This window comes from Demequina globuliformis (assembly GCF_000975155.1).
Taxonomy (GTDB): Bacteria; Actinomycetota; Actinomycetes; order Actinomycetales; family Demequinaceae; genus Demequina; species Demequina globuliformis.
This window is the reverse complement of the sequence record NZ_BBRG01000001.1, coordinates 403,869-428,144: the sequence shown is the minus strand read 5'-3', so window position 1 is coordinate 428,144 and position 24,276 is coordinate 403,869. Positions and strand designations below refer to the sequence as shown.

25 protein-coding genes and 1 other RNA gene are annotated in these 24,276 nt (G+C 66.5%); 20 read left to right on the top strand and 6 right to left on the bottom strand.

From position 1 onward, the window contains the following. Window positions 1-20: 20 nt before the first annotated feature. Window positions 21-1,355 carry an ion channel protein gene (locus AOP75_RS01945; protein WP_083966819.1) on the bottom strand — a complete coding sequence of 445 codons (1,335 nt, stop codon included), beginning with the start codon at window positions 1,353-1,355 and terminating at the stop codon, window positions 21-23. An 89-nt stretch (window positions 1,356-1,444) separates the two neighbouring features. Here AOP75_RS01945 and prfB point away from each other — a divergent pair, with 89 nt between their 5' ends. Then, a complete protein-coding gene (gene prfB / locus AOP75_RS01940; protein WP_062076679.1) occupies window positions 1,445-2,563 on the top strand; it encodes a peptide chain release factor 2 in 1,119 nt (372 codons plus the stop codon). Between the two features lie 32 nt (window positions 2,564-2,595). Here the strand turns inward: prfB and AOP75_RS01935 are convergent, their stop codons facing one another. Continuing rightward, a complete protein-coding gene (locus tag AOP75_RS01935) occupies window positions 2,596-3,054 on the bottom strand; it encodes a DUF1801 domain-containing protein (RefSeq protein WP_083966622.1) in 459 nt (152 codons plus the stop codon). Between the two features lie 197 nt (window positions 3,055-3,251). Between AOP75_RS01935 and ftsE the strand changes: the two genes are divergently transcribed. The 5 genes from ftsE (at window position 3,252) to AOP75_RS01910 (ending at window position 7,833) form a co-directional block, all read left to right on the top strand. Next, window positions 3,252-3,944, top strand: coding sequence for a cell division ATP-binding protein FtsE (gene ftsE / locus AOP75_RS01930; protein ID WP_062076678.1), 693 nt, complete (start codon window positions 3,252-3,254; stop codon window positions 3,942-3,944). Continuing rightward, window positions 3,944-4,855 carry a permease-like cell division protein FtsX gene (ftsX, locus tag AOP75_RS01925; RefSeq protein WP_062076677.1) on the top strand — a complete coding sequence of 304 codons (912 nt, stop codon included), beginning with the start codon at window positions 3,944-3,946 and terminating at the stop codon, window positions 4,853-4,855. The genes ftsE and ftsX overlap by 1 nt, the downstream gene beginning before the upstream one ends. Beyond that, the gene (locus tag AOP75_RS01920) at window positions 4,852-6,264 is read left to right on the top strand and encodes a M23 family metallopeptidase (RefSeq protein WP_062076676.1); all 1,413 of its coding nucleotides are present in this window, start codon (window positions 4,852-4,854) and stop codon (window positions 6,262-6,264) included. Before ftsX ends, AOP75_RS01920 begins: the two co-directional genes overlap by 4 nt. Window positions 6,265-6,393: 129 nt before the next feature. Then, entirely contained in the window at window positions 6,394-6,858 is a 465-nt protein-coding gene (gene smpB / locus AOP75_RS01915; protein ID WP_062076675.1) for an SsrA-binding protein SmpB, read from the top strand. A gap of 81 nt (window positions 6,859-6,939) precedes the next feature. Beyond that, the gene (locus AOP75_RS01910) at window positions 6,940-7,833 is read left to right on the top strand and encodes a formate/nitrite transporter family protein (RefSeq protein ID WP_062076674.1); all 894 of its coding nucleotides are present in this window, start codon (window positions 6,940-6,942) and stop codon (window positions 7,831-7,833) included. On the opposite strand, the gene AOP75_RS01905 is transcribed toward AOP75_RS01910, so the two are convergent. Both AOP75_RS01905 and AOP75_RS01900 read right to left on the bottom strand, forming a co-directional pair. Beyond that, window positions 7,830-8,795: a serine hydrolase domain-containing protein gene (locus AOP75_RS01905; RefSeq protein ID WP_062076673.1), complete on the bottom strand. Its 966-nt coding sequence runs from the start codon at window positions 8,793-8,795 to the stop codon at window positions 7,830-7,832. The two genes, AOP75_RS01910 and AOP75_RS01905, sit on opposite strands and share 4 nt — an antisense overlap. A 109-nt stretch (window positions 8,796-8,904) precedes the next feature. Continuing rightward, window positions 8,905-11,541, bottom strand: a complete 2,637-nt coding sequence (locus AOP75_RS01900; RefSeq protein WP_062076672.1) for an MMPL family transporter — start codon at window positions 11,539-11,541, stop codon at window positions 8,905-8,907. 140 nt (window positions 11,542-11,681) lie between these two features. Between AOP75_RS01900 and AOP75_RS01895 the strand changes: the two genes are divergently transcribed. From AOP75_RS01895 to AOP75_RS01885, 3 genes are all read left to right on the top strand, one after another. After that, window positions 11,682-12,242 carry a TetR/AcrR family transcriptional regulator gene (locus tag AOP75_RS01895; RefSeq protein ID WP_062076671.1) on the top strand — a complete coding sequence of 187 codons (561 nt, stop codon included), beginning with the start codon at window positions 11,682-11,684 and terminating at the stop codon, window positions 12,240-12,242. A gap of 105 nt (window positions 12,243-12,347) precedes the next feature. After that, window positions 12,348-12,715, top strand: a transfer-messenger RNA (tmRNA) gene (gene ssrA, locus AOP75_RS01890). Between the two features lie 244 nt (window positions 12,716-12,959). After that, entirely contained in the window at window positions 12,960-13,916 is a 957-nt protein-coding gene (locus AOP75_RS01885; RefSeq protein WP_062076670.1) for an aldo/keto reductase, read from the top strand. A gap of 94 nt (window positions 13,917-14,010) precedes the next feature. Here the strand turns inward: AOP75_RS01885 and AOP75_RS01880 are convergent, their stop codons facing one another. Then, complete coding sequence (locus AOP75_RS01880; protein ID WP_236683056.1) at window positions 14,011-15,084, bottom strand: fatty acid desaturase family protein; 1,074 nt, start codon at window positions 15,082-15,084, stop codon at window positions 14,011-14,013. Between the two features lie 174 nt (window positions 15,085-15,258). Here AOP75_RS01880 and AOP75_RS01875 point away from each other — a divergent pair, with 174 nt between their 5' ends. The 10 genes from AOP75_RS01875 (at window position 15,259) to rdgB (ending at window position 22,973) form a co-directional block, all read left to right on the top strand. Then, window positions 15,259-16,221 carry a calcium/sodium antiporter gene (locus AOP75_RS01875; RefSeq protein ID WP_062078306.1) on the top strand — a complete coding sequence of 321 codons (963 nt, stop codon included), beginning with the start codon at window positions 15,259-15,261 and terminating at the stop codon, window positions 16,219-16,221. A gap of 49 nt (window positions 16,222-16,270) precedes the next feature. Further along, window positions 16,271-17,020, top strand: coding sequence for an ABC transporter ATP-binding protein (locus tag AOP75_RS01870; RefSeq protein WP_062078304.1), 750 nt, complete (start codon window positions 16,271-16,273; stop codon window positions 17,018-17,020). Continuing rightward, on the top strand, window positions 16,996-18,606 hold the full coding sequence (locus AOP75_RS01865; protein WP_062076669.1) for a hypothetical protein: 1,611 nt from the start codon (window positions 16,996-16,998) through the stop codon (window positions 18,604-18,606). Before AOP75_RS01870 ends, AOP75_RS01865 begins: the two co-directional genes overlap by 25 nt. A gap of 142 nt (window positions 18,607-18,748) precedes the next feature. Continuing rightward, on the top strand, window positions 18,749-19,039 hold the full coding sequence (locus AOP75_RS01860) for a DUF3039 domain-containing protein (protein ID WP_062076668.1): 291 nt from the start codon (window positions 18,749-18,751) through the stop codon (window positions 19,037-19,039). 44 nt (window positions 19,040-19,083) lie between these two features. After that, the gene (clpS, locus tag AOP75_RS01855; RefSeq protein ID WP_062076667.1) at window positions 19,084-19,371 is read left to right on the top strand and encodes an ATP-dependent Clp protease adapter ClpS; all 288 of its coding nucleotides are present in this window, start codon (window positions 19,084-19,086) and stop codon (window positions 19,369-19,371) included. Next, window positions 19,368-20,003, top strand: coding sequence for a DUF2017 family protein (locus AOP75_RS01850; RefSeq protein WP_062076666.1), 636 nt, complete (start codon window positions 19,368-19,370; stop codon window positions 20,001-20,003). Before clpS ends, AOP75_RS01850 begins: the two co-directional genes overlap by 4 nt. Next, the gene (gene murI / locus AOP75_RS01845) at window positions 19,996-20,799 is read left to right on the top strand and encodes a glutamate racemase (protein WP_062078301.1); all 804 of its coding nucleotides are present in this window, start codon (window positions 19,996-19,998) and stop codon (window positions 20,797-20,799) included. The genes AOP75_RS01850 and murI overlap by 8 nt, the downstream gene beginning before the upstream one ends. Continuing rightward, on the top strand, window positions 20,799-21,572 hold the full coding sequence (locus AOP75_RS01840) for an MBL fold metallo-hydrolase (protein ID WP_062076665.1): 774 nt from the start codon (window positions 20,799-20,801) through the stop codon (window positions 21,570-21,572). Before murI ends, AOP75_RS01840 begins: the two co-directional genes overlap by 1 nt. Before the next feature lie 37 nt (window positions 21,573-21,609). After that, window positions 21,610-22,362: a ribonuclease PH gene (gene rph / locus AOP75_RS01835; RefSeq protein ID WP_062076664.1), complete on the top strand. Its 753-nt coding sequence runs from the start codon at window positions 21,610-21,612 to the stop codon at window positions 22,360-22,362. Next, on the top strand, window positions 22,362-22,973 hold the full coding sequence (gene rdgB, locus AOP75_RS01830; RefSeq protein ID WP_062076663.1) for an RdgB/HAM1 family non-canonical purine NTP pyrophosphatase: 612 nt from the start codon (window positions 22,362-22,364) through the stop codon (window positions 22,971-22,973). Before rph ends, rdgB begins: the two co-directional genes overlap by 1 nt. Before the next feature lie 89 nt (window positions 22,974-23,062). On the opposite strand, the gene AOP75_RS01825 is transcribed toward rdgB, so the two are convergent. Next, a complete protein-coding gene (locus AOP75_RS01825; protein ID WP_062076662.1) occupies window positions 23,063-23,605 on the bottom strand; it encodes an NUDIX hydrolase family protein in 543 nt (180 codons plus the stop codon). Between the two features lie 130 nt (window positions 23,606-23,735). On the opposite strand from AOP75_RS01825, the gene trxA reads away from it, so the two are divergent. After that, window positions 23,736-24,098 (top strand): thioredoxin, encoded by a 363-nt coding sequence (trxA, locus tag AOP75_RS01820; RefSeq protein ID WP_062076661.1) that lies wholly within the window; start codon window positions 23,736-23,738, stop codon window positions 24,096-24,098. Window positions 24,099-24,276 lie beyond the last annotated feature (178 nt).

Below are 24,276 nucleotides of genomic sequence, written 5' to 3'. Positions count from 1 at the left end.
AAGTCGCGCATTGAGCGGCGCTAGGAGGTCGCTTGCTCCGGCGTAATCTCCGGCTCCTTGGGGGCGCTGTGACCGGCATTGGGCGGAACGGTCGCGCCGTGCACCAGCATTTCGGGAGCCGAGGTCACCAGCAGCCATACCGGTAGGACGATCACGGTGATCATGGGGAGGATCTCAACGTCTCCCACGATCGCCACGGCCATGAACACGGCGAGCCAGCCATCACGGCCGATGGCGAGGATCGATCCCAAGCAGCCCGCGGCGATTGCCAGAGCCAACGATGTGTCTGGCACGAGGGCATGGCCGGCCAGTCCAAAGGCGGCGCCAATGAACACCGCGGGAAAAATCCGACCGCCACGGAACCCGGAGGCCGCAGATACCGTCAGGGCGGCCACCTTCATGAGTGCCAGTCCGAGCAGCGCCCAAAAGGAGAACTCGCTGGCGCGCGAAATGAGCTCACCGGTCTCGTGCGCGCCCTTGAACATGGTGAGCGGTCCGCCGATGGCGCCCAGAATGCCCAACAGCACGCCGCCGATCGTCGTGAAAACGATGGGGTTGGGGAAGCGTCGCAAAAGGTGCCACAGGCGCGGCATCAACCACGCGCCCGCAAGGGACGCCGCCGCGGCTGTGAGAGCGATAGGCGTGCCGACCACGAGATCCATCCAGTGCGGGCCTGCATAGTCGCCGATCAGGCCGGGTGCGAACGCCACCCCGAGCTGGTGCGCCACCAGAGCACCCGCGGCCGCGGACGCGACGGGTGCGAACAGGCGGTCCCACAGAAGGCCGCCAGCCTTGACCCCTGCCACCATCTCCGTCAGCAACAGCGCCGCGGCAACGGGCGAGCCGAACATCGCGCCGACCATGCCGGCTCCCGCCACGAGCAAGATGGCGCCGTGGCTCGCGTTGGGAAGGATCTTCGCCACTCCCCACACGGATAGTCCTACGGCGATCGAGATGATCGGGCTTTCGGGCCCCAAACTGACCCCGGCGCCGAGGCTGACGATCAACGCGAGTGCAATGCCGGGCAGTGCCTTCAGGGGTAGGGCGGGCGCGACCAGCTCGGTGGTGGCGGAGTCATAGCCGCCGTGCCCAGGCATGTAGCGGATGGTGACGCCCACCGCGAGTCCCGCGAGCCCAAGCACCAGGATGGGCCACCAGCGTGCCGCCGGATCAACCCCCGTGAGCTCGGGCAGCCACTCCCACAGGACCACGGTGACTCCCTCAGCCACCTCATCGATCGCCCACAGAAGAACGCCGCACATTGCGCCAATGACGAGCGCCGGCACAGTGATCCGCAGCAAGGTACGTACGCGTGCCGTCTGGAAAGGGGAATGTGCCGTGGCGTCCACCGTCATGCCACCGAGCATAGGGGGAGACGCTCCGCGTTGGCCGGGGTCGAGTGAGGCGGGCGGGTACGTGAGCGTGGCGACTAGACTGGTTTGTCGTGGCTACCGATTTCCCTACCGAGCTGTCCGCGCTTCAGGCGACCTTCGCGCAGATTTCGGCCGTGAGTGACCCTGAGGCCCTCAAGGCCAAGATTGCTGACCTCGAATCGCAGGCGGCGGCTCCGGACCTGTGGGACGACCAAGACAACGCGCAGGCCGTGACTAGCGCGTTGTCGAACGCCAACGGTGAACTCGAGCGGCTCGAGACCTTCCGGCGCCGCATCGAAGACCTCAAGGTCCTCGTGGAGCTCGGAACGGAGGGCGAGGACGCGGAGACCCTTGCCGAAGCCGAGACTGAGCTCGAGGTGCTGAAGAAGGACCTGTCCTCGATGGAGGTCCGCACCCTGATGTCGGGGGAGTGGGACGAGCGCAACGCCGTTGTCACGATCCGATCCGGTGCCGGCGGCGACGATGCGACGGACTTCGCTGAAATGCTGCTGCGCATGTACTTGCGATGGGCGGAACGCCATGGCTACGCGACCAAAGTCCTCGACACCTCGTATGCGGAAGGCGCGGGCATCAAGTCGGCGACCTTCGAGGTCAACGCTCCTTACGCGTTTGGCACGCTGTCGGTCGAGGCGGGAACGCACCGCCTGGCGCGCATCAGTCCCTTTGGCTCGGCGGACAAGCGACAGACGAGTTTCGCGGCCGTCGAGGTGATTCCGCAGATCGAGTCGACCGACCACGTCGAGGTCGCGGAAGCTGACCTGAAGATCGACGTATTCCGCTCCTCCGGACCCGGCGGTCAGTCCGTCAACACCACGGACTCCGCGGTGCGCATCACGCACTTGCCCTCCGGCATCGTCGTGTCGATGCAGGACGAGAAGTCGCAGATTCAAAACCGCGCGGCCGCGATGCGCGTGCTGCAGTCGCGCCTGCTGTTGCTCAAGAAGGAAGAGGAAGCGGCGCAAAAGAAGGAACTCGCCGGAGACATCAAGGCGTCCTGGGGCGACCAGATGCGCTCGTACTTCCTCTATGGGCAGCAGCTCGTCAAGGATCTGCGGACCGGCTACGAAGTGGGTAACCCGCAGGTGGTCTTTGACGGTGACCTCGATGGGCTCATCGACGCGGGTATTCGGTGGCGCAAGCAGCAGCAGGTGGAGAACCAGGCGAGCTAAGGGCCGATGCTCGGTCGCGTCGCGTTGCGTCGTTACCGGCGGTGGTACGTGAGGCCGGCACTGATGTGCTCGCCGAGGGCAGTCGTGGGGATGGGCTCGGAAGACCTGACGATCACCGCTCGCGTTCCGTCGTAGTCGAAGAGGTCACCGAACCGCGCGCGGCACTCGTCCACCAAGGTTGTCTGGCAGTGAGTGAAGACAGCGACGTCGTCACCCTTGCCGATCCGGTCGATGCGGACGGTAGTCCCCGTGCGTGGGGACGCGGTCAGGAAGCTCGGCTGGCCCCACTTCAAGGTCTCGTGGAGATCGCCGATGCCTGGGTCGCCGTGGGCAATGCTCCATACCAAGCTGCGCACCTCTAGGATCCGGTCCCGCACTGCCTCCGGATAGTCCGCGATGACCGCCGCTATCGATGCCGGGAGGTGAGGTACGCCCTGCGTGTGCGCCGAGTCGGCCGCACGCATACTCGCCCCGCTGTCGTCGTCCGTCACCGCGACTCCCGTTCTCGATTACCTCGACTCTAGGCGACGCGAATGCGCGCGCAACCCGAGCATCGGCCCCATGGGCGCACTGTGAAGTGTGAACAAGGCGACATGGACACGCGCGGCGCGCCTGCGGGGAGCGTGCTTGACGCGTTCTTACGATGCTTGCGGAAGCGCGTGACCGACCCCACGCGCGGAAGTGACTCATGATCCGATTCGACAATGTCTCCAAGGTGTACACGCGCGGCGCGCGCCCAGCGCTCGACGCCGTAGACGTGGAGATCGAGCGCGGAGACTTCGTGTTCCTGGTGGGATCCTCCGGCTCCGGCAAGTCGACGTTCCTCAAACTGATCCTGCGTGAAGAACGCGCCACCAGCGGCGACATCTGGGTGGCTGGACGCCACCTCAACCGCCTCTCCAACTGGCGCGTGCCCCAGCTGCGTCGCGAGATTGGGGCGGTGTTCCAGGACTTCCGCCTGCTTCCCAACAAGACGGTCTACCAAAACGTCGCGTTCGCACTCGAGGTCATCGGCAAGTCACGCCGTGACGTCAAGGCCACGGTTCCCGAGATGCTGGAACTCGTGGGTCTCGCAGGCAAGGAACGTCGCCTGCCCCACGAACTGTCCGGTGGCGAACAGCAGCGCGTGGCGATCGCGCGCGCATTCGTGAACCACCCGCCCATCCTGTTGTGCGACGAGCCGACCGGAAACCTCGACCCCGGCACGTCCGTGGGCATCATGCGTCTCCTGGACCGGATTAACCGCACGGGCACTACGGTGCTGATGGCGACGCACGACGACGAAATCGTCGACCAGATGCGCAAGCGCGTCATTGAGCTCAAGGGCGGCCAGCTGGTGCGCGACCAAGATCGTGGCGTCTACGGGCTGGAGACTGTCTGATGCGCCTGCGATTCATCATGGGCGAGGTCTGGAATGGCCTCCGCCGCAACTCGACCATGGCGCTTTCTGTCGCCCTGGTGACGTTCGTGTCCCTGACCTTCGTGGGCGCTGCCGCTCTGACGCAGATGCAGGTGCAGCAACTGAAGGATGCCTGGTACGGCCAGGTTGAGGTGTCGATCTTCCTGTGCCCGCCGGACTCGTATGAGGACAACTGCGCGGCAGGGCCAGTGACCACCGCTCAGGAGGACGACGTCATCGCCGTGCTCGAGGAAGGCAACGTCTCCGAGCTGGTTGACACCGTCTATGTCGAGACCCGCGACGAGGTGTACGAGAACATCGTCGCTGCGGACGACTCCGGCGTCTACGCACAGCTGGAACCAGAAGACCTCGCGCCAGTGCTGCGAGTGAAGTTGCACGATCCGGAGGAGTTCCAGGTTGTCGCGGATGCGACCGCGGGATTGCCTGGTGTCGAGACCGTTTACGACCAGCGAGAGGTGTTCGACGATCTGTTCTCGCTGTTGAACTCCGCGACCATCCTTGCCGCGGCCCTGGCAGGAATCATGATGCTGACCGCGATCCTGCTCATCACGACGACGATCCGATTGAGCGCGCTGAGCCGGCGACGTGAGACCAACATCATGCGTATGGTGGGCGCCTCGCGGTCCCTGATCCAGGCGCCGTTCATGCTCGAAGGCGCTGCGGCGGCCACGGGTGGCGCCCTGATGGCGATCGGGGGCCTGTGGCTCGCGGTGCGCTACTTCGTCGAGGGCTGGCTCACCAGCTCCATCGCGTGGGTCGACTACATCAGCCGGGACGATGTGTGGGCCGTAGCCCCGTGGCTCATTGTGGCTGCCGTGGGACTCGCCTTGATCGCATCCCTGCTCACGTTGAAGAGGTACACCCGAGCATGAGGACACTTCGCCGAGAGTTCATCGTCATTGCCGCAGTGCTCCTTGCTGCGGTGGTGGGAGGCGTGGCCGTGGGGCAGGCGGGCGCCGCAGGCGCGTCTATCTCCGACTGGGAGGACGAGATCGCGAAGCAGGAGGACGCGATCGACTCTGCCCAGGACGACATCAACGACGCGGAGAAGGAAAAGGCGTCCGTCGAGGACCAAGCCGCGATGCTCGACTCTGCGATTGATGACACGGACGCAGATATTGTCGCGACCACCGAACGTCTTGAGGAACTCAACGCGCAGTTGCCGGGGCTCGAAGAGGCCCTCGCGCAGGCCCAGGCGGCCGTTGACGCGGCAGTGGTCGAGCAGGGCATCGTCGCCGACAAGCTGGAGGCCGCTGAAGCTCAAGACCGCGCCATCACGAAGCAGATCGCTGACGATGAGGAACGCACCGAGGAGCTTGAGTCGCTCGTCGCGGCCATCGCGCGTGAACGCTACAAGGGCGCCTCGCTGAACGCATCGCTCAGCATCGTGCTGGGCTCCGCTGACGCGCAGCAGTTTGTGGACGAGTACACCGCCCAGCAATCCGCGTCGCGGGTGCAGGCCAGCACTCTCAGCGAGCTCGAAGAAATTGCGGCCGTGAACCGCAACCGTGGCGCGCGTCAGGAAGCGGTCAGGGACTACATCGCCGAGCTCAAGGCACAGGCTGATGCTCTGGTGATCGAGCTCGAGGGCCTGCGTCAGGACGCGGAAGACGCCAAGGCCGAGGTCGACGCGCTGGTGGCCGAACAGGAGAAGGTCAAGCGAGAGTTGGAACAGCAGCGTTCCACGCTCGTGGCGCAGCAGGAAGAGAACGACCGTCTCCAGCAGCAGATCCGCAACGAGGTGGCGGCGCTCTACCGGCAGCAGCAGGACGCTAAGGAAGCGAAGCTGGTGGCCGAGGAGGGCTTGTCGGAGGCTGAGGCGGAAGCGCAGCGCAAGGCGGATGAGGAAGCGGCTCAAAGCAACGGCGGGGCGGAGACACAGTCGAACTTCTTCGCCTATCCCACCAAGAACGTGCACATTACGTCGTCGTACGGCATGCGCTATCACCCGGTTTTGGGGTACTGGCGCCTCCACGCGGGTACGGACTTCCGCGCCTACTGCGGCACGCCCATCTACGCCTCCGCGCCTGGCACGGTCGCGTGGGCGCGCTACACGGGCGGCTTTGGCAACCAGGTCATGGTGGACCACGGCACCGTGGGCGGTGACTCCGTGATGACGAGCTATAACCACTTCTCGCGTTTCGCTGTCGGTAGCGGCCAGCGCGTGAACAGGGGCGACCTGCTTGGCTACTCAGGCACCACCGGAACCTCGACTGCGTGCCACCTGCACTTCGAGATGTACGTCAATGGCGCGACCGTCAACCCCATGAGCGTGCTGTAAGCATCACCAGCGTCCGCTCGGCGCGAGGAGCGTCGCGCAGGGGTGGGAGTTTCGCCTAGACTCGGATCCCCGTCCCGCGCACCGTGTGCATGGGTGGCGGTCAATCAATGGGTACCGAGGAGGTGTGGCATGGCGGATGAGCTGAAGGTGGTGGCGAGCAACCGTGCCGCGCGCCACGACTACTTCATCGACGAGACCTTCGAGGCCGGACTGGTGCTGCGAGGCACCGAGGTGAAGGCCCTTCGCGCTGGCCGCGCCGCCATTGGCGAGGGCTACGTGTACATCGACAACGGCGAGGCGTGGCTCGACAACATTCACATTCCCGAGTACTCGCAGGGAACGTGGACGAACCACGCGCCACGGCGCAAGCGCAAGCTGCTGCTGCATCACGCCGAGATCGATAGGCTCCTCATCAAAACCCGTGAAAAGGGCTTCACGATTGTGCCGCTGCGGCTGTACTTCGTGAAGGGGCGCGCGAAGATCGAGATCGGTATTGGCCGCGGTAAAAAGCAGTACGACAAGCGTCAAACGCTTCGCGAGCAGCAGGACAACCGTGAGGCGCAGCGGGCCATGAGCCTGCGTCGGCACGACTAGCGCCAGGTGCAGGCGGCAACGCCTGCTGGGCGGGGACCAAAGACCCTGATAGTGACTGGGTCGTGACCGTAGCGTAGTCACGTGAAGACTCTCTCAGACAACATCGGCACACAGGTCGACGACGCCGTCGCGAAGGTGGCGCGAGTACGGTCCCACCCGTGGCGGTTCCTGACCTCGGCGATGATGGCCGGCCTGTGGATCGGCACGGGCGTGTACGTGATGTTCTCTGCGGCGGGACCATTCCACGCAGCGGGATCTCCTGCGACCAAACTCGTCTCGGGCGCTGTATTCGCGATCGCGTTGACCTTTGTGGTTTTCGCGGGCGGGCAGCTGGCGACGTCAGCAATGATGTCGCTGCCGATCGGAGCCGCACGGCGAGCCGTGACGTGGTGGCAGGCCCTGTGGGCGTTTGTGGTGATCGTGATCGGCAACCTCGCAGGCTCGCTGCTCTTGGCGTGGGTGCTGATTCAGTCCGGCATCTTCTCCGCACCCGCCACCCAGGGAATGCTGGACGGTGCCGTGACGGCTCGGCTCGAGTCCGCGCCCGCGGAGCTCTTCTTCCGCGGCGTCATGTGCAACATCCTGGTGTGCGGTGCCATCTGGGCCGCGTCGCGCGTGCGCAGTGAAGCGGCGAAGGCGATCATCCTGTTCTGGGGCGTGTTCGCGTTTATCTCCTCAGGCTTCGAGCACGTGGTCGCCAACATGACCATCTTTGGGCTCGGGATCCTTGGCGCCGGCACCGTGTCGGTGTCCGTCGGGGCGTTCGCCTCCATGCTGCTGTGGGTGGGCCTGGGCAACCTCGTGGGTGGCATGGTCGTCATCGGGATGGCCTACCTGTTCATCAGCGGTCCCCACGCCAGGGCCGAATCTGGCCCTGCTGGCGCCGACGAACTGCCCGCCACGCCACGCGAGGGCGGGGCGCAGCCCGCAGCGACGCCGCCCGTCTTGGTGGAGTCCGAGGCTCCGCGCGGTTAGGCGCCCATGGCGTCGATCGCGGCAAACCCGTAGTGCGTCACATCGGACGCCACTGCTGACATGATGCCGACGCCAATGCCGGCCTCGCGATCTGCGCCTACAAAGGACGCGAAGCCACCCGTCATGCCGTTGTGCCACGTCACTATGCGCCCGCGCGCGGGCGTCACGAGCCAAGCCGCGCCCACCATGGACGGTGCCTGTGCCTTCGCGACCGGTTCCAGGGCATCGGCCCCCGGCAGTTCCGTGATGCCAGCCAGCCCCTGAACGAGAGCTTCGAGGTCACCCGCCGTGCCGCGCACCATGCCGGCCGGCGCGATCCCCTCACCCGTCCACGCCGATTGCACATCGCCATTCTTGGCGGTCCCTGGCAGCGCTGACGCGCGCAGGTCAGAGGGCGCTGCCGCCACGTAGGCGCCGTGCATACCCACGGGGGTGAGGACTCGTTCCTGCACGAGCGCCCCGTACGAGGTTCCGGCCGCGGCCGCCAGCGCGTGCCCCAGGAGCGAATAGCCCACGTTCGAATAGCGGAACCGCCTCCGCTTGATGCGAGTCTGGCGTGCAAACCCCAGCCACTCCTCGAGCGAGTCGCCGTAGGGATCAGTGCCGTCGCGCTTCATAGCCTTGACGCGCGCCCGCATGGACTTGTCTCGGTCGAAGTGGGGCAGTCGAGGCAGGCCCGACCGGTGCACGGCCACGTCTCCCAGCAGCAGCTGCGCGGCGGGGGAGTTGCCGAGGTCAAGGAGGTCACCTAGGCGCGTCATGGAGTCGATCTCGTCGCGCGCGAGCGCCTGCGCGTACAGCAGGCCGGTCAGTCCCTTGGTGATGGAGCCCAGTTCGCCGTCGCTGCCGTCGGGGGCTCCAAAGGTCGCGTGCGCGGTGCGCCCCTCCTTCGCGACCGCAACCATCACGGTGTCGTGGCGTGCGGGCAGCAGGTCGTGAACGGCTGTCAGGAGATCGTCCATGCCTTGACCTTAACGGTCTGACGGGAGGGCCGATGCGCGGGTTGCCGCACGCGCAAAAGCCCGGTCTCCGTGGGGAGACCGGGCTCTTGCGGGCCGATGCCGGATGCGGCTACGTGCTCGCGTTCGTTTCCGTACCGGGCGACGTGGTGGTCCCGGTGCCGGGCGTGGCGTCCGAGTCCGCGGCGGCGCCCTCGGGAGCGGCTGCGCCGACGGAAGCGGGGACGGGGTGGTCACGCTCAAGCGCAGACCCCTCCACATCGACATTGGGCAGGATCTTGTCGAGCCACTTGGGCATCCACCACGCGCCCTCGCCCACGATGTGCATGAGCGACGGGACAATCAGCATGCGCACCACGAAGGCGTCAAAGAGCACGCCCATCGCGAGGCCAAAGCCCATGGGGCGAATCATCGTGATGTGTGAGAACACGAAGCCGCCGAACACGGAAGCCATGATGATGGCCGCCGCCGTCACCACTGCACGACCGTGGCGCAGCCCCGCCACGACGGACTCCCGTGCGTTGGAGCCGTGCACGTATGCCTCGCGCATGCCAGAGGTGATGAACAACTGGTAGTCCATCGCTAGTCCGAACAGGATTCCGGTCAGCATGATCGGCAGGAAGCTCAAGATTGGACCGGGGGAGTGCACGCCGAACAGGTCACTCAGCCAGCCCCACTGGTACACGGCTGTCACGGCTCCAAAGGCCGCGAACAGCGACAGGACGAACCCGAGCGTGGCGATTGCCGGTACTACGAGCGACCGGAACACGATGATCAGGATGATCAGCGACAGGCCCACGACCACGGCGAGGTAGACGGGCAGCGCCTCGTCCAACTTCTCCGAGATGTCGATGTTGCCGGACGCCGTTCCGGCGACACCGATCTGGGTGCCGTCATCGAGGGGCGACAGCGCGCGGAGTTCGTGCACCAGCTGCTCGGTGGACTCCGCGTTTGGTCCCTCATTCGGGATCACCTGGAACGCAAGGAACGAGCCGTCCTCAGAGGTGCCGGCGGGAGCCACCGCGGCGACGTCGTCGTTTTCCATGATGAGGTTGCCGACGCTGACCTGGGCCGCCAGCAGGTCGTTTCCCTCGACAGGAGCGGGCAGGTCGGCGGTGACCAGGATGGTGCCGTTGAGGCCTTCGCCAAACTTCTCGTCGATCGTGGTGTAGGCCTGGTAGGACGTCGAGTCAGGCGTGTCCTGGTCGCCCGAGGGAAGCCCCAGGCGCATGGATGCGGCAGGGATCGCGAAGATGCCGAGCACCGCGATACCTGCGACCACCTGGAGCCACGCGCGGCTGGTCTTAATGGGCGTGTAGGGGGCCTCAGGCTCGGCTGCTTGACCAATGCGGCCGCGGGACTTGCGAGAGATGGCGCGGATGCCAACGAGGCCCATCACGGCGGGAACCAAGGTGATCGCGACGAGCACGGCGATCGCAATGCAGAACGCGGCGACATTGCCCATGACTCCGATGAAGGGGATGCCAGTGACGTTGAGGGCGAGCAAGGCGATGAGCACCGTGGCGCCTGCGAACACGACGGCATTTCCGGCGGTGCCGTTGGCGAGGCCGATGGATTCGTTGACCTCCATGCCGCGCTTGAGGTTGGTGCGGTGGCGGTTGATGATGAACAGCGCGTAGTCGATGCCGACCGCCAGCGCGAGCATGACTCCCAGGACGGGGGTCACGGAGGACATGTCGACGGATCCGGACAAGGCGAGCGACGCCGCGACGCCCACGCCTACGCCGACCACCGAGGTGATGATGGGGGTGAGGGCCGGCCACACTACGCGCATCATGACGAACAGCACGACGAGCGCGAGGAACACGCCGACGACCTCGCCGATTCCGAGGAGGCCCTCGACAGACGTGGCGATGTCGGAGGAGAAGAACACGTCGACGCCGTCCAGTGGAGCGGCCTCGATGGTGTCCATCACGGCGTCTTTGTCCTCCTGGGACAGCGTGAGGATGTCGTCCTCGAACTGGACCGCGCCAAGGGCGGTGGTGCCGTCGTCAGAGATGGTGCTCAGCGAGGAGGCGTTGTCGGCCAGCTGAGACCCGAGCTCAAGCTGCTCTTCCTGAGTGGCGAGTTCCTCGTAGCCGGCGTCGATCTGCTCCTGCTGGGCCGCGAGTTCCTCAAGCCCAGCGTCGATCTGCTCCTGCTGAGCGTCGAGTTCCGCCTGCTGCGCATCAAACTGCGCTTGGCCGGCCTCATACTGGCCGGCTTCCTTGGCCTGGGCGATCGCCGCGTCGAGCTCCTCCTGGCCGGCGTTGAGCTGTTCCTGGCCCGCCTGTGCCTCCGCGAGTCCGGCGTTGAGCTGTTCCTGGCCTGCGTCGAGTTCTTCGCGCGCCGACTGAATCTGCTCTGCCCCTGACTCGAGCTGCGAGGCCTGCTCCTGCGCCTGGGCTGCCGTGTCGAAGGGGTCGATGACCGCAGTGACGAAGTCGAACTCGGCGACCTCAGCCAGAGAATCGGAGATCTGCGCTTGCTGTGACTCGGTGAGTTCTGCGTCATCGGTGCTTTGGTACACCACCCGGGCTGTGGTGCCGGCCGCGTCGGGGATTTCCTCAGCGAGCTGCGAGGCGACGCGGTCAGTCTCGGTGCCGGGGATGGAGAACGAGTCAGTGAGAGTGCCACCGAACGTCAGGAATGCGCCGCCCGCTGCTGCGAGCGCGACAATCCACGCGACGATGGCGATGAAGGGCTTGCGCGCGGAGCCGCGTCCAAGCCGGAAGAGGAAATTGGCCACGTCTGTGCCTTTCGGGGGGTGGGGTGGGGGCAGGGCAGTGGCGACGATGCCAGGCGGACAGTTTAGCGCGAACAGGCCAGTTCTACGACACCTGTCGGTTTACGCTTGGAGTTGGGGCGGCCGCGAGGCACAATGAGCCCATGGACGCCCGCATTGTGAGAACCCGCCGGCGCTTGCAGGAGGCTCTCTTTAGCCTGGCGCGCGAGCGTGGCATCGATCATGTGAGCGTCTCCGACATCGCCGAACGCGCCGGCGTGAACCGCTCGACGTTCTACCAGCACTACTCCGATAAGGAGACACTGCTGGCGGATGCGCTTGACCTGGTGGCGCAAGAGGCCGGCGCCCAGCTAGGCGACATCGACCCCGCCGCAGAGCGCGCCCCGGCGGTGCTCGTCGACTTCATCTCGCACGTCGACGCTCATGCGGAGGTCTACCGTCGTGTCTTCACCGAGCCCGGCTACGGCGTGGTGCTGTCACGCCTGCGCGAGCACCTGCATCACGCGATCCTTGCAGCGGCTGAGCACGATGACGCCCATGCGATCGACGTGCCGGCGCAGGTGGTCGCGGCCGGCGTTGCGGGCTCGATCATTGGCGTCATTGGGGCGTGGCTGTCTCTCGACGAGCGCCCCGACGCCGCGGAGGCCGCCCAATGGGTATGGACCGTTCTGCTGGGACTGGGCGGCCGCGCCAAAGGCGCATAGCGGCCAGCGGCGCGTGAGCCCAATCCCCGTCGGGGCATCGGCCCTGAAGAGGCGCCTCTTGGAGCATGCCGGCCGGTCGCGTAGACTTGTCAGTACAACTGCACAGGGGATGATCGGTTTCGACGTGTGTGCTTTCCTCAGGGGAAGCGGGCCGAGGACGTCACGTTATCTCGTTAACGCCCGTGACAAACCAATAGGTGCCGATTCCAAGCGCACCGACTTCGCCCTCGCTGCTTAAGCGAGCCCCGAAGTCCGTCAGCCCAGGCTAGTTCCCGTCCTGGTCCCTGACGTCATCTAGGGAACTTGCTGAGTCGCCTCGTTGCCGGGCGGCTCGGGACTCTTAGGCAACTGGGGCTATCGCACAGCCTGTCTGAAGGTCGTGCGGGTCCGAGACACTGTTATTTCAGACTGCGCCCGGAGAATACCTGTCGTTGTGCATGCGGACGCGGGTTCGATTCCCGCCATCTCCACGTTTATCATCCCTGGTAGGTGACCAGAAGGCCGCCGCGACCCCTCAGCGGGCGCGGCGGCCTTCTGCGTGCAGTGGCGCCCGATGGCTGGCGCGGGACGTGCACCCCATCCACGGTACCGGACTACTGCGTCCGCTACCACTGCGCGAGCGCCCAGCGCCCAGCGCCACTCGCTCGAGGTGCGCGCCCGTCTGGTGCGCGTGCCGCTGACACCGTTGCACGCCGTCCATGGGGTTACCGTGGGGTCATGGAACAGCGACGACTCGGATCTGCCCCCTTCACCGTCTCCGCGATGGGCCTGGGTTGCAACAACTTTGGCCGCGAGGGCACGGTCTCGCAGACTCAGGATGGTACGACCGCCGTCCTCGACGCCGCGATCGACGCCGGGGTCACATTTCTCGACACGGCGGACCTGTATGGAGGCGAGTGGGGCGTGAGCGAAACGCTCATGGGCACCGCGCTTACGGGGAGGCGTGACGAGGTGGTGCTCGCCACCAAGTTCGGGTTCACCGAGGTCGCCACGCCGCTGGACGAGCTCGGTCCCAAGGGGTCGCGCGCCTATCTGCGCGCCGCGTGCGAGGCGTCCCTCGAGCGTTTGCAGACCGACCGCATCGACCTCTTCCAGCAGCACCAGCCGGATCCCACGGTGCCCATTGAGGACACGCTGGGCGCGCTCGCGGAACTGGTCGACGAGGGCAAGATCCGTGCCTATGGCGTCTCTCAGTTCTCTGCCGCGCAGTTGCGCAAGGCCAGCGCTGCGGCCAGGGAGCGATCACTGCCGGCGATTGCCTCGAGCCAGGACGAACTGAGCCTGATTGCTCGCGCTGTGGAGAAGGACGGGCGCCTGAGCGCGGCGCACGACATCGACGCGGGGTTCTTGCCGTTCTTCCCGCTGGCGAACGGCCTGTTCACCGGCAAGTTCACGCGTACCGACATGCCCGCGGACTCTCGCATCGCGAAGGTCAGGCCGCACATCGCGCGTGATGCCGACTGGGACGCCATGGAGGCGTTCCAGGCGCTGTGCGACGACTGGGGAGTCACGATGTTGCAAGCCACGCTTGGCTGGTTCCTGTCCCGTCCCGTTGTCTCCTCCGTGATTGCCGGCGCGACGCGGCCGGAGCAGGTCAAGCAGAACGCGCGCTCTGCCCACTGGCGTCCCAGTCCGGACCAAGTTGAGCTGATCGAGTCACTGTTCCCGGCTTAGGCCACTCACGGGGCGGCCGCCCGCGTGGTGCCTGCCCATGCGAAAGGCCCCTGGCGCACCCGTGTGGGGCGCCAGGGGCCTTTCGTGTGTGAGGTTAGCGGCCCATGGCCACGCGCTCAGGGCAGTCGAACGGGTCGCGTGCGGCAAGTCCCACCTTGTTGAGGTAGGCGATGACGATCGCGTACGACTCAATGAGCGTGGTCTCGGTGTACGGGACGGAGTGCTGATCGCAGTACTCGCGAACAATCTCGCGGGTGCGAATCAGGTGCGGGCGCGCCATGTTGGGGAACAGGTGGTGCTCAATCTGGAAGTTGAGGCCGCCGGTAAGGATGCTCATGGTCCAGCCACCCTTGATGTTGCGACTGGTCAGCACCTGCTTGGACAGGAAGTCCATCTTCACGTCTGCAGGCACAATGCCCATGCCCTTGTGGTTGGGGGCGAATGACGCTCCCATGTAGACGCCGAAAACGGCCATCTGCACCCCCACAAACGCGAATGCGAGCCCTAGCGGGAGGAACGCGAACACGGGGATCAGGTAAAGAGCGAAGTGCGCGGCGATGAGGGGCAGTTCAGTCCAGCGCTGCTTCCGCGTCCCCTGCGTCACCAAGGACGCCACGGAGCGGTAGTGGAGGTTCAGGCCCTCGAACGTGAGGAGCGGGAAGAACAGCCAGCCCTGGCGCTGCGTCACCCACTTGACAATGCCGCGAGCCTCGCGAGCATCTTCTTCGACAAAGGAGATTGTGTCCTTGTCGATGTCGGGGTCAGCGCCCATCTTGTTGGGGTTGGCGTGGTGGCGCGAATGCTTGGTCATCCACCACTGGTGGCTGATGCCCACGACGAGCGCGCTGAGGATGCGGCCCAAACGGTCGTTGGCGGGTCCGGAGCTGAAGACCGTGCGGTGGGAGGCTTCGTGTCCCAAAAACGCGACTTGTGTCAGCACCAGGCCAAGGGCGGCGGCGATCAGTAGCTGAAACCAGGAGTCGCCCAGCAGGACGAACCCAGTGATGACGCCGCCCATGGCGAGCACGAGCGCGCCGCCAAAGCCGGCGTAGAAGCCGTAGGCGCGACGCAGCAGGCCGGTGTCGCGCACGGTGGCGGCGAGTTCGGCGAATCGGTGGGTGACGTGGTTGAGGGGCATCACGGTGCCAGCGAGCGGCGTGCGAGTCATGCGTCTCCAGAAATGCATTGGGGGGCGGACGACTTCCCAGCCGTTGAGCGAACACGGCACCGGGCGAGCAGCAAAAGCGACGCCGCGAAACTGTGCGGATGTGTCGACCCTACGCGACCGTAGGTTACTTGTCACGCATTCTCAACAAGTCGTTGACGCATTACGCTCGTGCTCATGCTTGTCCCCATTCTCGCGACTGTCCTTGGCCTTGCTGTTCTCGCGTGGAGCGCGGACAAGTTCGTGATGGGGGCGGCGTCGGTCGCTCGCTACCTGGGCATGGCGCCCCTGCTGATCGGCATGATCGTGATCGGCTTTGGTACCTCGATGCCGGAGATGGTCGTCTCAGCCTTCGCAGCAGCCGGCGGCGACCCCGAGATGGCGCTCGGCAACGCGCTGGGCTCCAACATCGCGAACATTGGCCTCATCCTTGGCGTGGCAGCGATCATGCTCCCCATCATCGTCAAGCGCGGAATCCTCCACAAAGAGTTGCCGCTGCTGGTGGTCGTGACGGGTGTGGCATGGCTGCTCATGAGCGACGGTCAACTCTCCTCCGGAGACGCGGGCGTCCTGGTCCTTCTGCTCGCCGTCCTCTTGACCTGGCAGATCATGTCTGCTCGCCAGCACAAGGGAGACGCGCTCGAGCACGACGTCGAGGCCAGCACTGACAGACGCGACATGAGCAAGAAGGCGGCCTGGACCTGGCTCGTCACGGGCCTAGTCCTGCTCCTTGTGGCGTCACGCGTCCTGGTCTGGGGTGCGGTTGAGATCGCCGAGTCGCTAGGCTGGTCCGACCTTGTCATTGGACTCACCGTGGTGGCGATCGGGACCTCTGCGCCCGAACTCGCCTCCACCATCATCGCGACCCGTCGCGGCGAGAACGACCTCGCGCTCGGAAACGTCATTGGCTCCAACCTCTTCAACACGCTGGGAGTCATCGGAATCGCGGGCTTGATCGCCCCTGCCGCGGTGAGCACAGAGGTCCTCGTGCGCGACTTCCCCATGGTGATGGGCATGACGTTGCTGCTGATCATCTTTGGATTCCGGTGGAAGCGCGACGGTCGCATCAACCGCCTGGAAGGCGGCGTTCTTCTCGCCATCTGGCTCGCGTACACCGCCTTCCTGCTCGTGACGGCCTAGCCGCGTGAGCGCCGCTGACGCCACCGAGGTCGTGAGCCACCCGGCCGCCATGTCATTGCGGGGACTCACGAAGCGCTTCGGTTCCACCGTCGCGGTCGCTGGCGTCGACCTCGACATCCCCACGCACTCGTTCTACGGAGTCGTGGGCCCCAACGGGGCCGGAAAGACGACGACGTTGTCCATGGCGACGGGTTTGCTCGAGCCGGATTCCGGCCAGGCCCTCATCCACGGCATCGACATGTGGACGCAGCCGGCACTTGCCAAGCCGCTGGTGGGGGTGCTGCCTGACGGGTTGCACACATTTGATCGCCTCACCGGGGGCGAACTGATCAGTTACGCGGGCCTCATGCGCGGGCTGCCAAAGGCGACCGTGCGCGAGCGCCGCGACGACCTCCTGGCAGCGCTCGATCTCGACGCGGCGGGCTCCACGCTCGTCACCGACTTTTCCGCGGGCATGACCAAGAAGATCGCGCTCGCATGCGCGCTCGTTCACGCGCCGCGCGTCCTGGTCCTCGACGAGCCCTTCGAGGCGGTCGACCCCGTTTCTGCCGGCGCAATTAGGCGCATCCTGCAGGAGTTCGTCGCCTCCGGCGGCACGGTGGTGATGTCGAGCCACGTGATGGCGCTCGTTGAGCGGCTGTGCGACCACGTGGCCGTCGTCGGCGGCGGCGCGGTCCTTGCCGCAGGCACCGTCGCGGACGTCAGCCAGGGACGCGATCTCGAGGAACGGTTCGTGGAACTCGTGGGCGACGTGTCAGACCAGCGGGATTTGTCATGGTTGCGACAGTCCTCGCGCTGAAGTTCACGACCGTTCGCCACCAACTCCAACGCGAGTGGTGGAGGGCGCTGCTACTCATCGGCGGCGCCGTGTGGTCGGTCACGTTGGTGCCGATGGTCTGGTGGGCGCAGGTTCGGCTTGGATTTGAGGCGGCCGACGTCCGCGCGAGCATTGTCGTGCTCGCCGCAGCCGTGTGCATCGTGGGCTGGATCGTGGTGCCGCTCATGGTCACCGGGCTCGAAGACACCCTTGACTCCGCGCGGTTCGCGACGCTCGGGGTGAGCGCCACACAAATCGCGCCTGGGCTCACCATCGCGGCGTTCCTCACCGTGCCTGCACTCTTCTTTGGCGCGATGTTCACGTTGTTGTCGGGCAGCTGGCGCTACGACGGCGTGGGCGCCAGGGCGATCGCCGTCGTGGGCGGCCTGTTAACTGTCGCCGTCATGGTGCTCGCTGCCCGGGTCGCCGTCGCCTGGAGCGCGCGGGCGATCAACGACCGTCGCACACGTGGCCTGCTGTTGCTCAGTATGGGAGTCGGCATTGCCGTGCTGGGGTCGGTCATGTGGATCGGGCTGCGTGACGGCTTGGAGGCCGGGCTCGAGTTCACGGTTCCCGTCGTCGCCGAATCTCTCGCGCGCACGCCGGTGGGCGCGGGGATGTACGCGCCCGCGGCGTGGGTCGCAGGAGACACGTGGGGCGCGCTGTGGCGCCTGGCGATGATGGTCGCCATGGTGGTCCTGCTGGGGTGGGCGTGGAAGGACTCGATCGCGCACGCCCTGGTGCATCCGCTTCATCGCGGTGGGGGACGCCGGCGCCGGGCCGATGCCGTCCTGGGGGGTGTTGGTGACGGCCAGGAACGGTCACCCGCGCGGTGGTGGCACAGTTCGGGGCCGGTGCGGGCAGTGCGCGCTCGACTGCTGGTGTCGTGGGCAACCGACGCGCGCTACGTGGTTGCCGCTGCGGGCGTGGTGGCACTCCCCGTGCTGTTCTTCGCCGTCGCGATGCCCGTGCTCAGCCTCGAGACGCGGTGGGCCTTTGTGGCGCCCGTCTTGTTGGCGTCGTCTATTGGGTGGGGTCGTCACAACGACGTCGCGTTGGACTCGTCCGGGCTGTGGCTCGACATCGTCTCTGGCGCTCGCGGCCGCGAGGTCATGCTGGGCCGTATGCAGGCCACGTTGGTGTGGGCTCTGCCCGCGGTGTTGATCGCGGCAGTGGGAATCCTTGCGTGGAGCGGCCGCTGGGCGGATGCTCCCGGACTCATCGGTGCGGCGGTCGGAACCCTGGGCGCGACCATGGGCGTGTCCGCGGTGTGCGCCGTGGCGCTGCCGTACCGGACGGCCGGGCCCGGCGAGAATCCTTTCGGGGCGGAGGTCGGGTCGCTCGGAGCATCTTTTCTCGCACAACTCGCGTCGGCAATCGCGACTGCGGCGGTGCTGCCGCTGATGACAGTGCCGTTTTTCCTGTCGCTCACGGTCCACTCGGGGTGGGGTTGGGTCGCCTTCGCCACGGGGCTCGTCTTAGGCGCCGTGTGCTTCACCTGGGGCGCCCGCGCCGCAGGAAGCCTCTTCAATCATCGTTCGGGAAAGCTCATCGCCGCGATCACCTAGTCCAACCTAGGCGCGCCACATCGACGGCGCGGGGACCACCGCCTCAACGAGGCAAGCCACGTCTCCCGGGCACCCGCACCTGCCCGCACGAGGCGCATGACGGCTCCTTGCCCGCGCCCCGCCCGGCCGTAGGATAGGAGCCATGAGCGAGACCCTCGACCCCCAGACCGACAACGGCTCAACCCAGGGCGGCACCGCGACCATTGAGCGCGTCGAGCAGCGCGAGCTCGCTGAGCCCGGCGACAACGAACGCTTCGCGCACTACGTGAAGAAGGACAAGATCATGGAGTCGGCGCTGTCAGGCGACCCCGTGATCGCTCTGTGCGGAAAGGTATGGGTGCCCGGCCGTGACCCCAAGCGTTTCCCCGTGTGCCCCCAGTGCAAGGAAATCCTTGACGCCGCATTCGGCAACGACGACGGCGGCAAGGACTGACCTGCTTCCCGCACATCGGCCCGCGCGAGCCCTAGGGTAGAAGCGTGTCGACCCAGGAAGAACGCCAACGCGAAGGCGCCGTCGCGACCCGCGTCGACGACGTCTGGGTCACGGTGGTCTGGAACGACCCCGTCAACCTCATGAGCTACGTCACCTACGTGTTCCGCGCCTACTTTGGTTTTTCCAAGGAGGTCGCGGAGGCCCGCATGCTGGAAGTGCACCGCGACGGCCGCTCGATCGTCAGTTCCGGCCCCAGGGAGAAAATGGAGGTGGATGTGCAAGCGATGCACGGATACGGACTCCATGCCACCCTCCAGCGGAGCGGCGAATGAGAGCGTTCGTCGCGAGCCCAGAGGGAGCGGTCGCGCAACTCGACGAAGAAGAGCGCACCGTCGTCGCGCGCATGGTCGCGGACGTGGGTCTGCTGCTGGGCGCCGAACCCTTCGGCATGGCCCCGCCCGTCGACCGAGACGCGGGCCTTGATCCCGAGGACGCCCTCGCGCAAGCCCTGTCCCGCATTGCGGAAAACGCGACCGATCCCGAGGATCCCGCCGTGCTCAGCCTGCTTCCACACGCGTCCACCGAGGACCGCGAAGTGGCCCAGGAGTTCAGGCGCCTCACCGAAGCAGACCTGCGCATCACCAAAGTGGACCGCTTGCGCCGCATCTGGGAAGACCTGAGCGATGACGGCCCCGACTGGCTGGTGCCCTATAGCGAGGCCCTTGCCACGGCATCGGCCCTCACCGACATCCGCCTTGTCCTCGCGAGCCGCCTTCAACTGTCCTCAGACGACGACGGCGAGCTGCTGCGCAGCGAGCTCGCGACCGCGCTCGAGTCCGGCGAGGAGCCCGCGACGCGAGCGGAGGCGGAGCGAGTCTGGCTCGGAATGCTGTACGAATCTCTGGGGTGGCTCCAACAGAGCCTGGTGGATGCCCTGATGGAAGAAGGCGGTGACCATGTCTGACGCGCCCATTGGCGTCTTCGACTCGGGCGTAGGCGGCCTCACGGTGGCCCGCGCCATCATGGACCAATTGCCGCACGAGTCGCTCCACTATGTGGGTGACACCGCATTTGGGCCGTACGGGCCGCTGCCCATCTCCGAGGTCCGCCAGCACGCGCTCGACATCATGGACTCGCTCGTCGACGACGGCGTGAAGATGCTGGTCATCGCATGCAACACCGCCTCCGCGGCAGTGTTGCGGGACGCGCGCGAACGGTTCGCCCGTGAGCGCGGCGTGCCGGTCGTCGAGGTGATTGTCCCTGCCGTGCGCCGCGCTGCTGCACTGACAAAGTCCGGCCGCGTGGGTGTGATCGGCACCACGGCGACTGTGACATCCGGTGCCTACGACGACGCTCTCGCGGCGGCACCCGACATCGCGGTCTACTCCCAGGCATGCCCGCGTTTCGTGGACCTCGTGGAGGCGGGCATCACCTCGGGACCCGAGGTCATCGACGTAGCGCGCGAATACCTCGAACCGCTGCAGGCCGCACAGGTGGACACCGTCATCTTGGGGTGCACGCACTACCCGATGCTGCTGGGCGCCATCGGCTACGTGATGGGGCCCGAGGTCACCCTCGTGGACTCGGCCACGGAGACCGCCATCGACGTGTACCGGGCGCTCACCGCGCATGGATTGGAGCGCGACACCGCGCGCACCCCCGAGCACCGATTCTCGGCGACGGGGGAGACCGCGCGGTTCGAGCAACTGGCGCAACGGTTCTTGGGACCTGTGGTGACGAGCGTGGAGCGCCTCAGCTGATGCGGGTGACCATCGTGGGGTGCTCGGGCTCGGTTCCCGGCCCTGCCTCGCCTGCCTCGTGCTACTTGGTTGAGGCCGATGACGCGGACGGGCGTACCTGGCGCGTCGCCTTGGACATGGGCGCCGGAGCACTGGGTGCGTTGCAACGTTTCTGTGACCCCCGCGAGCTGGACGCGGTCGCGATCACACATCTGCACCCCGACCACTGCGCTGACTTGGCCTCACTTCACGTGTATTTGAAGTACCACCCCGATGGCCCCACCACCGTTCCTGTGTACGCACCCTTTGGTGCGGCCGGCCGCATCAATCAGCTGCGCGGCGAGACTGAACCATCCGAGGTCCTTAACCCCGTGGTGTGGCAAGCCTCCGGCGAAGTGCGCATTGGGCCGCTCCACGTCACGTGCGAGGCCGTGGAGCATCCCGTGCCGGCCTACGCGCTGCGCATCGAGGGGCCGAGCGCGGAGCCAGCGCGTGCGTCGGCGATCCTCACGTACTCGGGAGACACGGACGTGTGCGACGGTCTCGACGTCGCGGCGGCTGGAGCGGACCTGTTCCTGTGTGAGGCCAGTTACCTCGAAGAGCAGGACGCGCCTCGCGGTGTCCACCTCACCGCTGCCGCCGCTGGCGCCGCCGCAGAACGCGCAGGCGTAGGTCGCCTGCTCCTCACCCACATCCCTCCGTGGACGGACTGCCAGCGTGTGCTCGCGGAGGCCGCCGCGCACTGCGACGTCGACGTGTCGTTGGCACGGCCCGGCCAGCACATCGAGATCTAACCTTCGCCTGGGGCAGGGGCCGTTAGGCTCGTGACTTATGAGCGACAACACCCGCGCCGATGGGCGCCGTCCCGACCAACTCCGTCCCGTCAGCTTTGAGCGCGGCTTTCAGCGCAACGCCGAGGGATCGTGCCTGGTGACGTTTGGCGGCACGCGCGTGTTGTGCTCGGCGTCGCTGACGGAAGGGGTGCCGCGGTGGAAGAAGGGCTCCGGCGAAGGGTGGGTCACGGCCGAGTACTCGATGCTTCCGCGCGCCACGAACACCCGCAACGACCGCGAGTCCGTGCGCGGCAAGATCGGTGGGCGCACCATGGAGATCTCCCGCTTGATTGGCCGCTCGCTGCGCGCTGTGGTGGATGTGAAGGCCCTGGGTGAGAACACCATCGTCCTCGATTGTGACGTCCTTGATGCCGACGGTGGCACCCGTACCGCCGCCATTACAGGCGCCTACGTGGCCCTCGCAGACGCCGTGGCGTACGGCCGCGCGCAGGGCTTCATCAAGCCCGGCGCCGCGCCCCTGACCGGATCGGTCTCCGCGATTTCCGTGGGGATCATCGATGGCGTGCCCATGTTGGACTTGCCGTACGTCGAGGACGTGCGCGCACAGACCGACATGAACGTGGTGATGACCGGCGCAGGCGGGTTTGTCGAGGTCCAGGGCACCGCGGAGGGCGCGCCATTTTCCAAGGCCGAGTTGGATGAGCTGCTCGCCCTCGCCACCAGCGGAAACGCGGACCTGGCGCGGATGCAGGCTGCCGCTCTCGACGCCGCCGACGGCCCGGTGCGCTGATGACCCGCCTCGCCATCGCGACCCACAACGCTCACAAGGTGGGGGAGATTTGGGCGATTCTTGCGCCCCTAGTTGACGGATTGTCGCGCGCGGATGTCGCCTCCGCGGGCGACCTGGGCGCGCCCGCCCCCGTCGAGGACGGGGTGACCTTCGAGGCAAATGCGCTCATCAAGGCGCGCGCTCTCGCGGCGTCGTCGGGCCTGCCCGCGATTGCCGATGACTCCGGCATCGCCGTCGACGTCCTGGGCGGGGCGCCCGGCATCTTCTCGGCACGCTGGGCCGGGTCGCACGGGGACGACGCCGCGAATCTGCAGCTGCTCCTCGACCAAGTCGCGGACGTTCCCGATGAGCACCGCGGCGCCGCGTTTGTGTGCGCCGCCGCGCTTGCCCTGCCCTCAGGTGAAGAGCACGTGGTTGTGGGCCGTATGCCAGGCGTGCTGCTGCGCGAGCCGCGTGGCGAGGGCGGCTTTGGTTATGACCCCATCTTCATGGGGCAGGGGCAGACCGTGTCCAACGCGGAGCTCGACCCCGACACCAAGAACGCCCTGTCGCACCGCGGCGCGGCGTTCCGCTCGCTTGCGCCAATCGTGGCCGAGGCGCTCGGGGCCTGACGGCCACGGGCGGTCCCGCGGTCGCTAGGGCAGATGCCCGAGAATCCCGAGTACGGGGGTTCAGGAGGCATCGACCCTAAAAAAAGTCCTTAGGGAAGCACGCCGCAGTGCGCCAGGGCCTGGCGCAGCAACGTGTCCTGGCCGCCGGTCATGTCCTGCAGGACCTCGTCGCTCGCGGCCTCTTCGGGCGAGATCCACACGATGTCCAGCGCGTTCTGACTGGGCTCGCAGTCGCCGTCCACCGGCACCACAAACGCGAGCGCTACGGCGTGCTGGCGGGGGTCGTGGAACGCAGTGACGCCCTGCACGGGGAAGTACTCGGCGACCGTGAAGGGTGCGGGGGAGGCGGGGATCCGCGGCAGCGCCACTGAACCGAGGTCCTTCTCGATGTGGCGGATCAGGGCGTCACGAATGCGCTCGTGATACAGGACGCGCCCGGCGATCAGTGCGCGGTGGATGGCGTCGTCGTCTGCGCGCAACAGCAGCCCGACCTCCTGCACCTGTCCCATGGCATCGACACGTACCGGCACCACGTTGACGTACAGCACCGGCAACTCCGCACGCACGTGATCCAGTTCGGGCTCGCTAAGCCATCCGGAGGGTTCAGGGGGCAACTCCGCCATATCCGTCATGCCCCCATTGTGGCGGTCCATTCAGGGTCGTGTCACACCCGCGCCGAGCCATGGCAGGCTTGTCCAGGAATAGGTTCCCCGTCAACGGCGTTACGGGGGCATCCGGGGAAGCGACAGGAAAGGAATCCCCATGGCAACGGTAGATCTGACCACTGAGACTTTTGAAGAGACGGTCACGAAGGACGGCATTGTCCTCGTCGACTTCTGGGCTGAATGGTGTGGCCCCTGCAAGCGCTTCGCGCCCGTCTTTGACGCGTCCTCCGAGTCGAACCCCGACGTGGTGCACGCCAAGGTCGACACCGAGGACCAGGCCGCACTCGGCCAGCAGTTCGGCGTCACCTCCATCCCGACGCTGATGGCATTCCGCGACGGCATCATGGTGTTCCAGCAGGCCGGTGCGCTCCCCGCACCGTCGCTGCAGCAGGTCGTGGACGCCGTCGAGGCGCTCGACATGGATGAGGTGCGCACCAAGCTCGCCGAGCAGCAGAGCTAGTTCTTCTCGTTCACGACGCCCCGGTCACCAGCAATGGTGGCCGGGGCGTTGTGATGCCCGCGCCCGCGTGCCGACAGCCCCTGCGCCCGCCCCTCACCCTCATACTTGGCAAGCCACGACTGCGAGCAAGGCCTAGGCCGGCCTCACTAGGCAATTGACGTCTGCTCGCGGCGCCACG

Coding starts and splice junctions, on each gene's coding strand:
- AOP75_RS01920 (WP_062076676.1), top strand. CDS start 4,852: ATGAGGACACTTCGCCGAGAGTTCATCGTCATTGCCGCAGTGCTCCTT.
- ftsX (WP_062076677.1), top strand. CDS start 3,944: ATGCGCCTGCGATTCATCATGGGCGAGGTCTGGAATGGCCTCCGCCGC.
- rph (WP_062076664.1), top strand. CDS start 21,610: ATGAGCGACAACACCCGCGCCGATGGGCGCCGTCCCGACCAACTCCGT.
- rdgB (WP_062076663.1), top strand. CDS start 22,362: ATGACCCGCCTCGCCATCGCGACCCACAACGCTCACAAGGTGGGGGAG.
- AOP75_RS01885 (WP_062076670.1), top strand. CDS start 12,960: ATGGAACAGCGACGACTCGGATCTGCCCCCTTCACCGTCTCCGCGATG.
- smpB (WP_062076675.1), top strand. CDS start 6,394: ATGGCGGATGAGCTGAAGGTGGTGGCGAGCAACCGTGCCGCGCGCCAC.
- AOP75_RS01875 (WP_062078306.1), top strand. CDS start 15,259: ATGCTTGTCCCCATTCTCGCGACTGTCCTTGGCCTTGCTGTTCTCGCG.
- AOP75_RS01840 (WP_062076665.1), top strand. CDS start 20,799: ATGCGGGTGACCATCGTGGGGTGCTCGGGCTCGGTTCCCGGCCCTGCC.
- AOP75_RS01860 (WP_062076668.1), top strand. CDS start 18,749: ATGAGCGAGACCCTCGACCCCCAGACCGACAACGGCTCAACCCAGGGC.
- AOP75_RS01865 (WP_062076669.1), top strand. CDS start 16,996: ATGGTTGCGACAGTCCTCGCGCTGAAGTTCACGACCGTTCGCCACCAA.
- AOP75_RS01880 (WP_236683056.1), bottom strand. CDS start 15,084: ATGACTCGCACGCCGCTCGCTGGCACCGTGATGCCCCTCAACCACGTC.
- AOP75_RS01850 (WP_062076666.1), top strand. CDS start 19,368: ATGAGAGCGTTCGTCGCGAGCCCAGAGGGAGCGGTCGCGCAACTCGAC.
- trxA (WP_062076661.1), top strand. CDS start 23,736: ATGGCAACGGTAGATCTGACCACTGAGACTTTTGAAGAGACGGTCACG.
- ftsE (WP_062076678.1), top strand. CDS start 3,252: ATGATCCGATTCGACAATGTCTCCAAGGTGTACACGCGCGGCGCGCGC.
- AOP75_RS01825 (WP_062076662.1), bottom strand. CDS start 23,605: ATGACGGATATGGCGGAGTTGCCCCCTGAACCCTCCGGATGGCTTAGC.
- AOP75_RS01945 (WP_083966819.1), bottom strand. CDS start 1,355: ATGACGGTGGACGCCACGGCACATTCCCCTTTCCAGACGGCACGCGTA.
- AOP75_RS01895 (WP_062076671.1), top strand. CDS start 11,682: ATGGACGCCCGCATTGTGAGAACCCGCCGGCGCTTGCAGGAGGCTCTC.
- AOP75_RS01905 (WP_062076673.1), bottom strand. CDS start 8,795: ATGGACGATCTCCTGACAGCCGTTCACGACCTGCTGCCCGCACGCCAC.
- murI (WP_062078301.1), top strand. CDS start 19,996: ATGTCTGACGCGCCCATTGGCGTCTTCGACTCGGGCGTAGGCGGCCTC.
- AOP75_RS01870 (WP_062078304.1), top strand. CDS start 16,271: ATGTCATTGCGGGGACTCACGAAGCGCTTCGGTTCCACCGTCGCGGTC.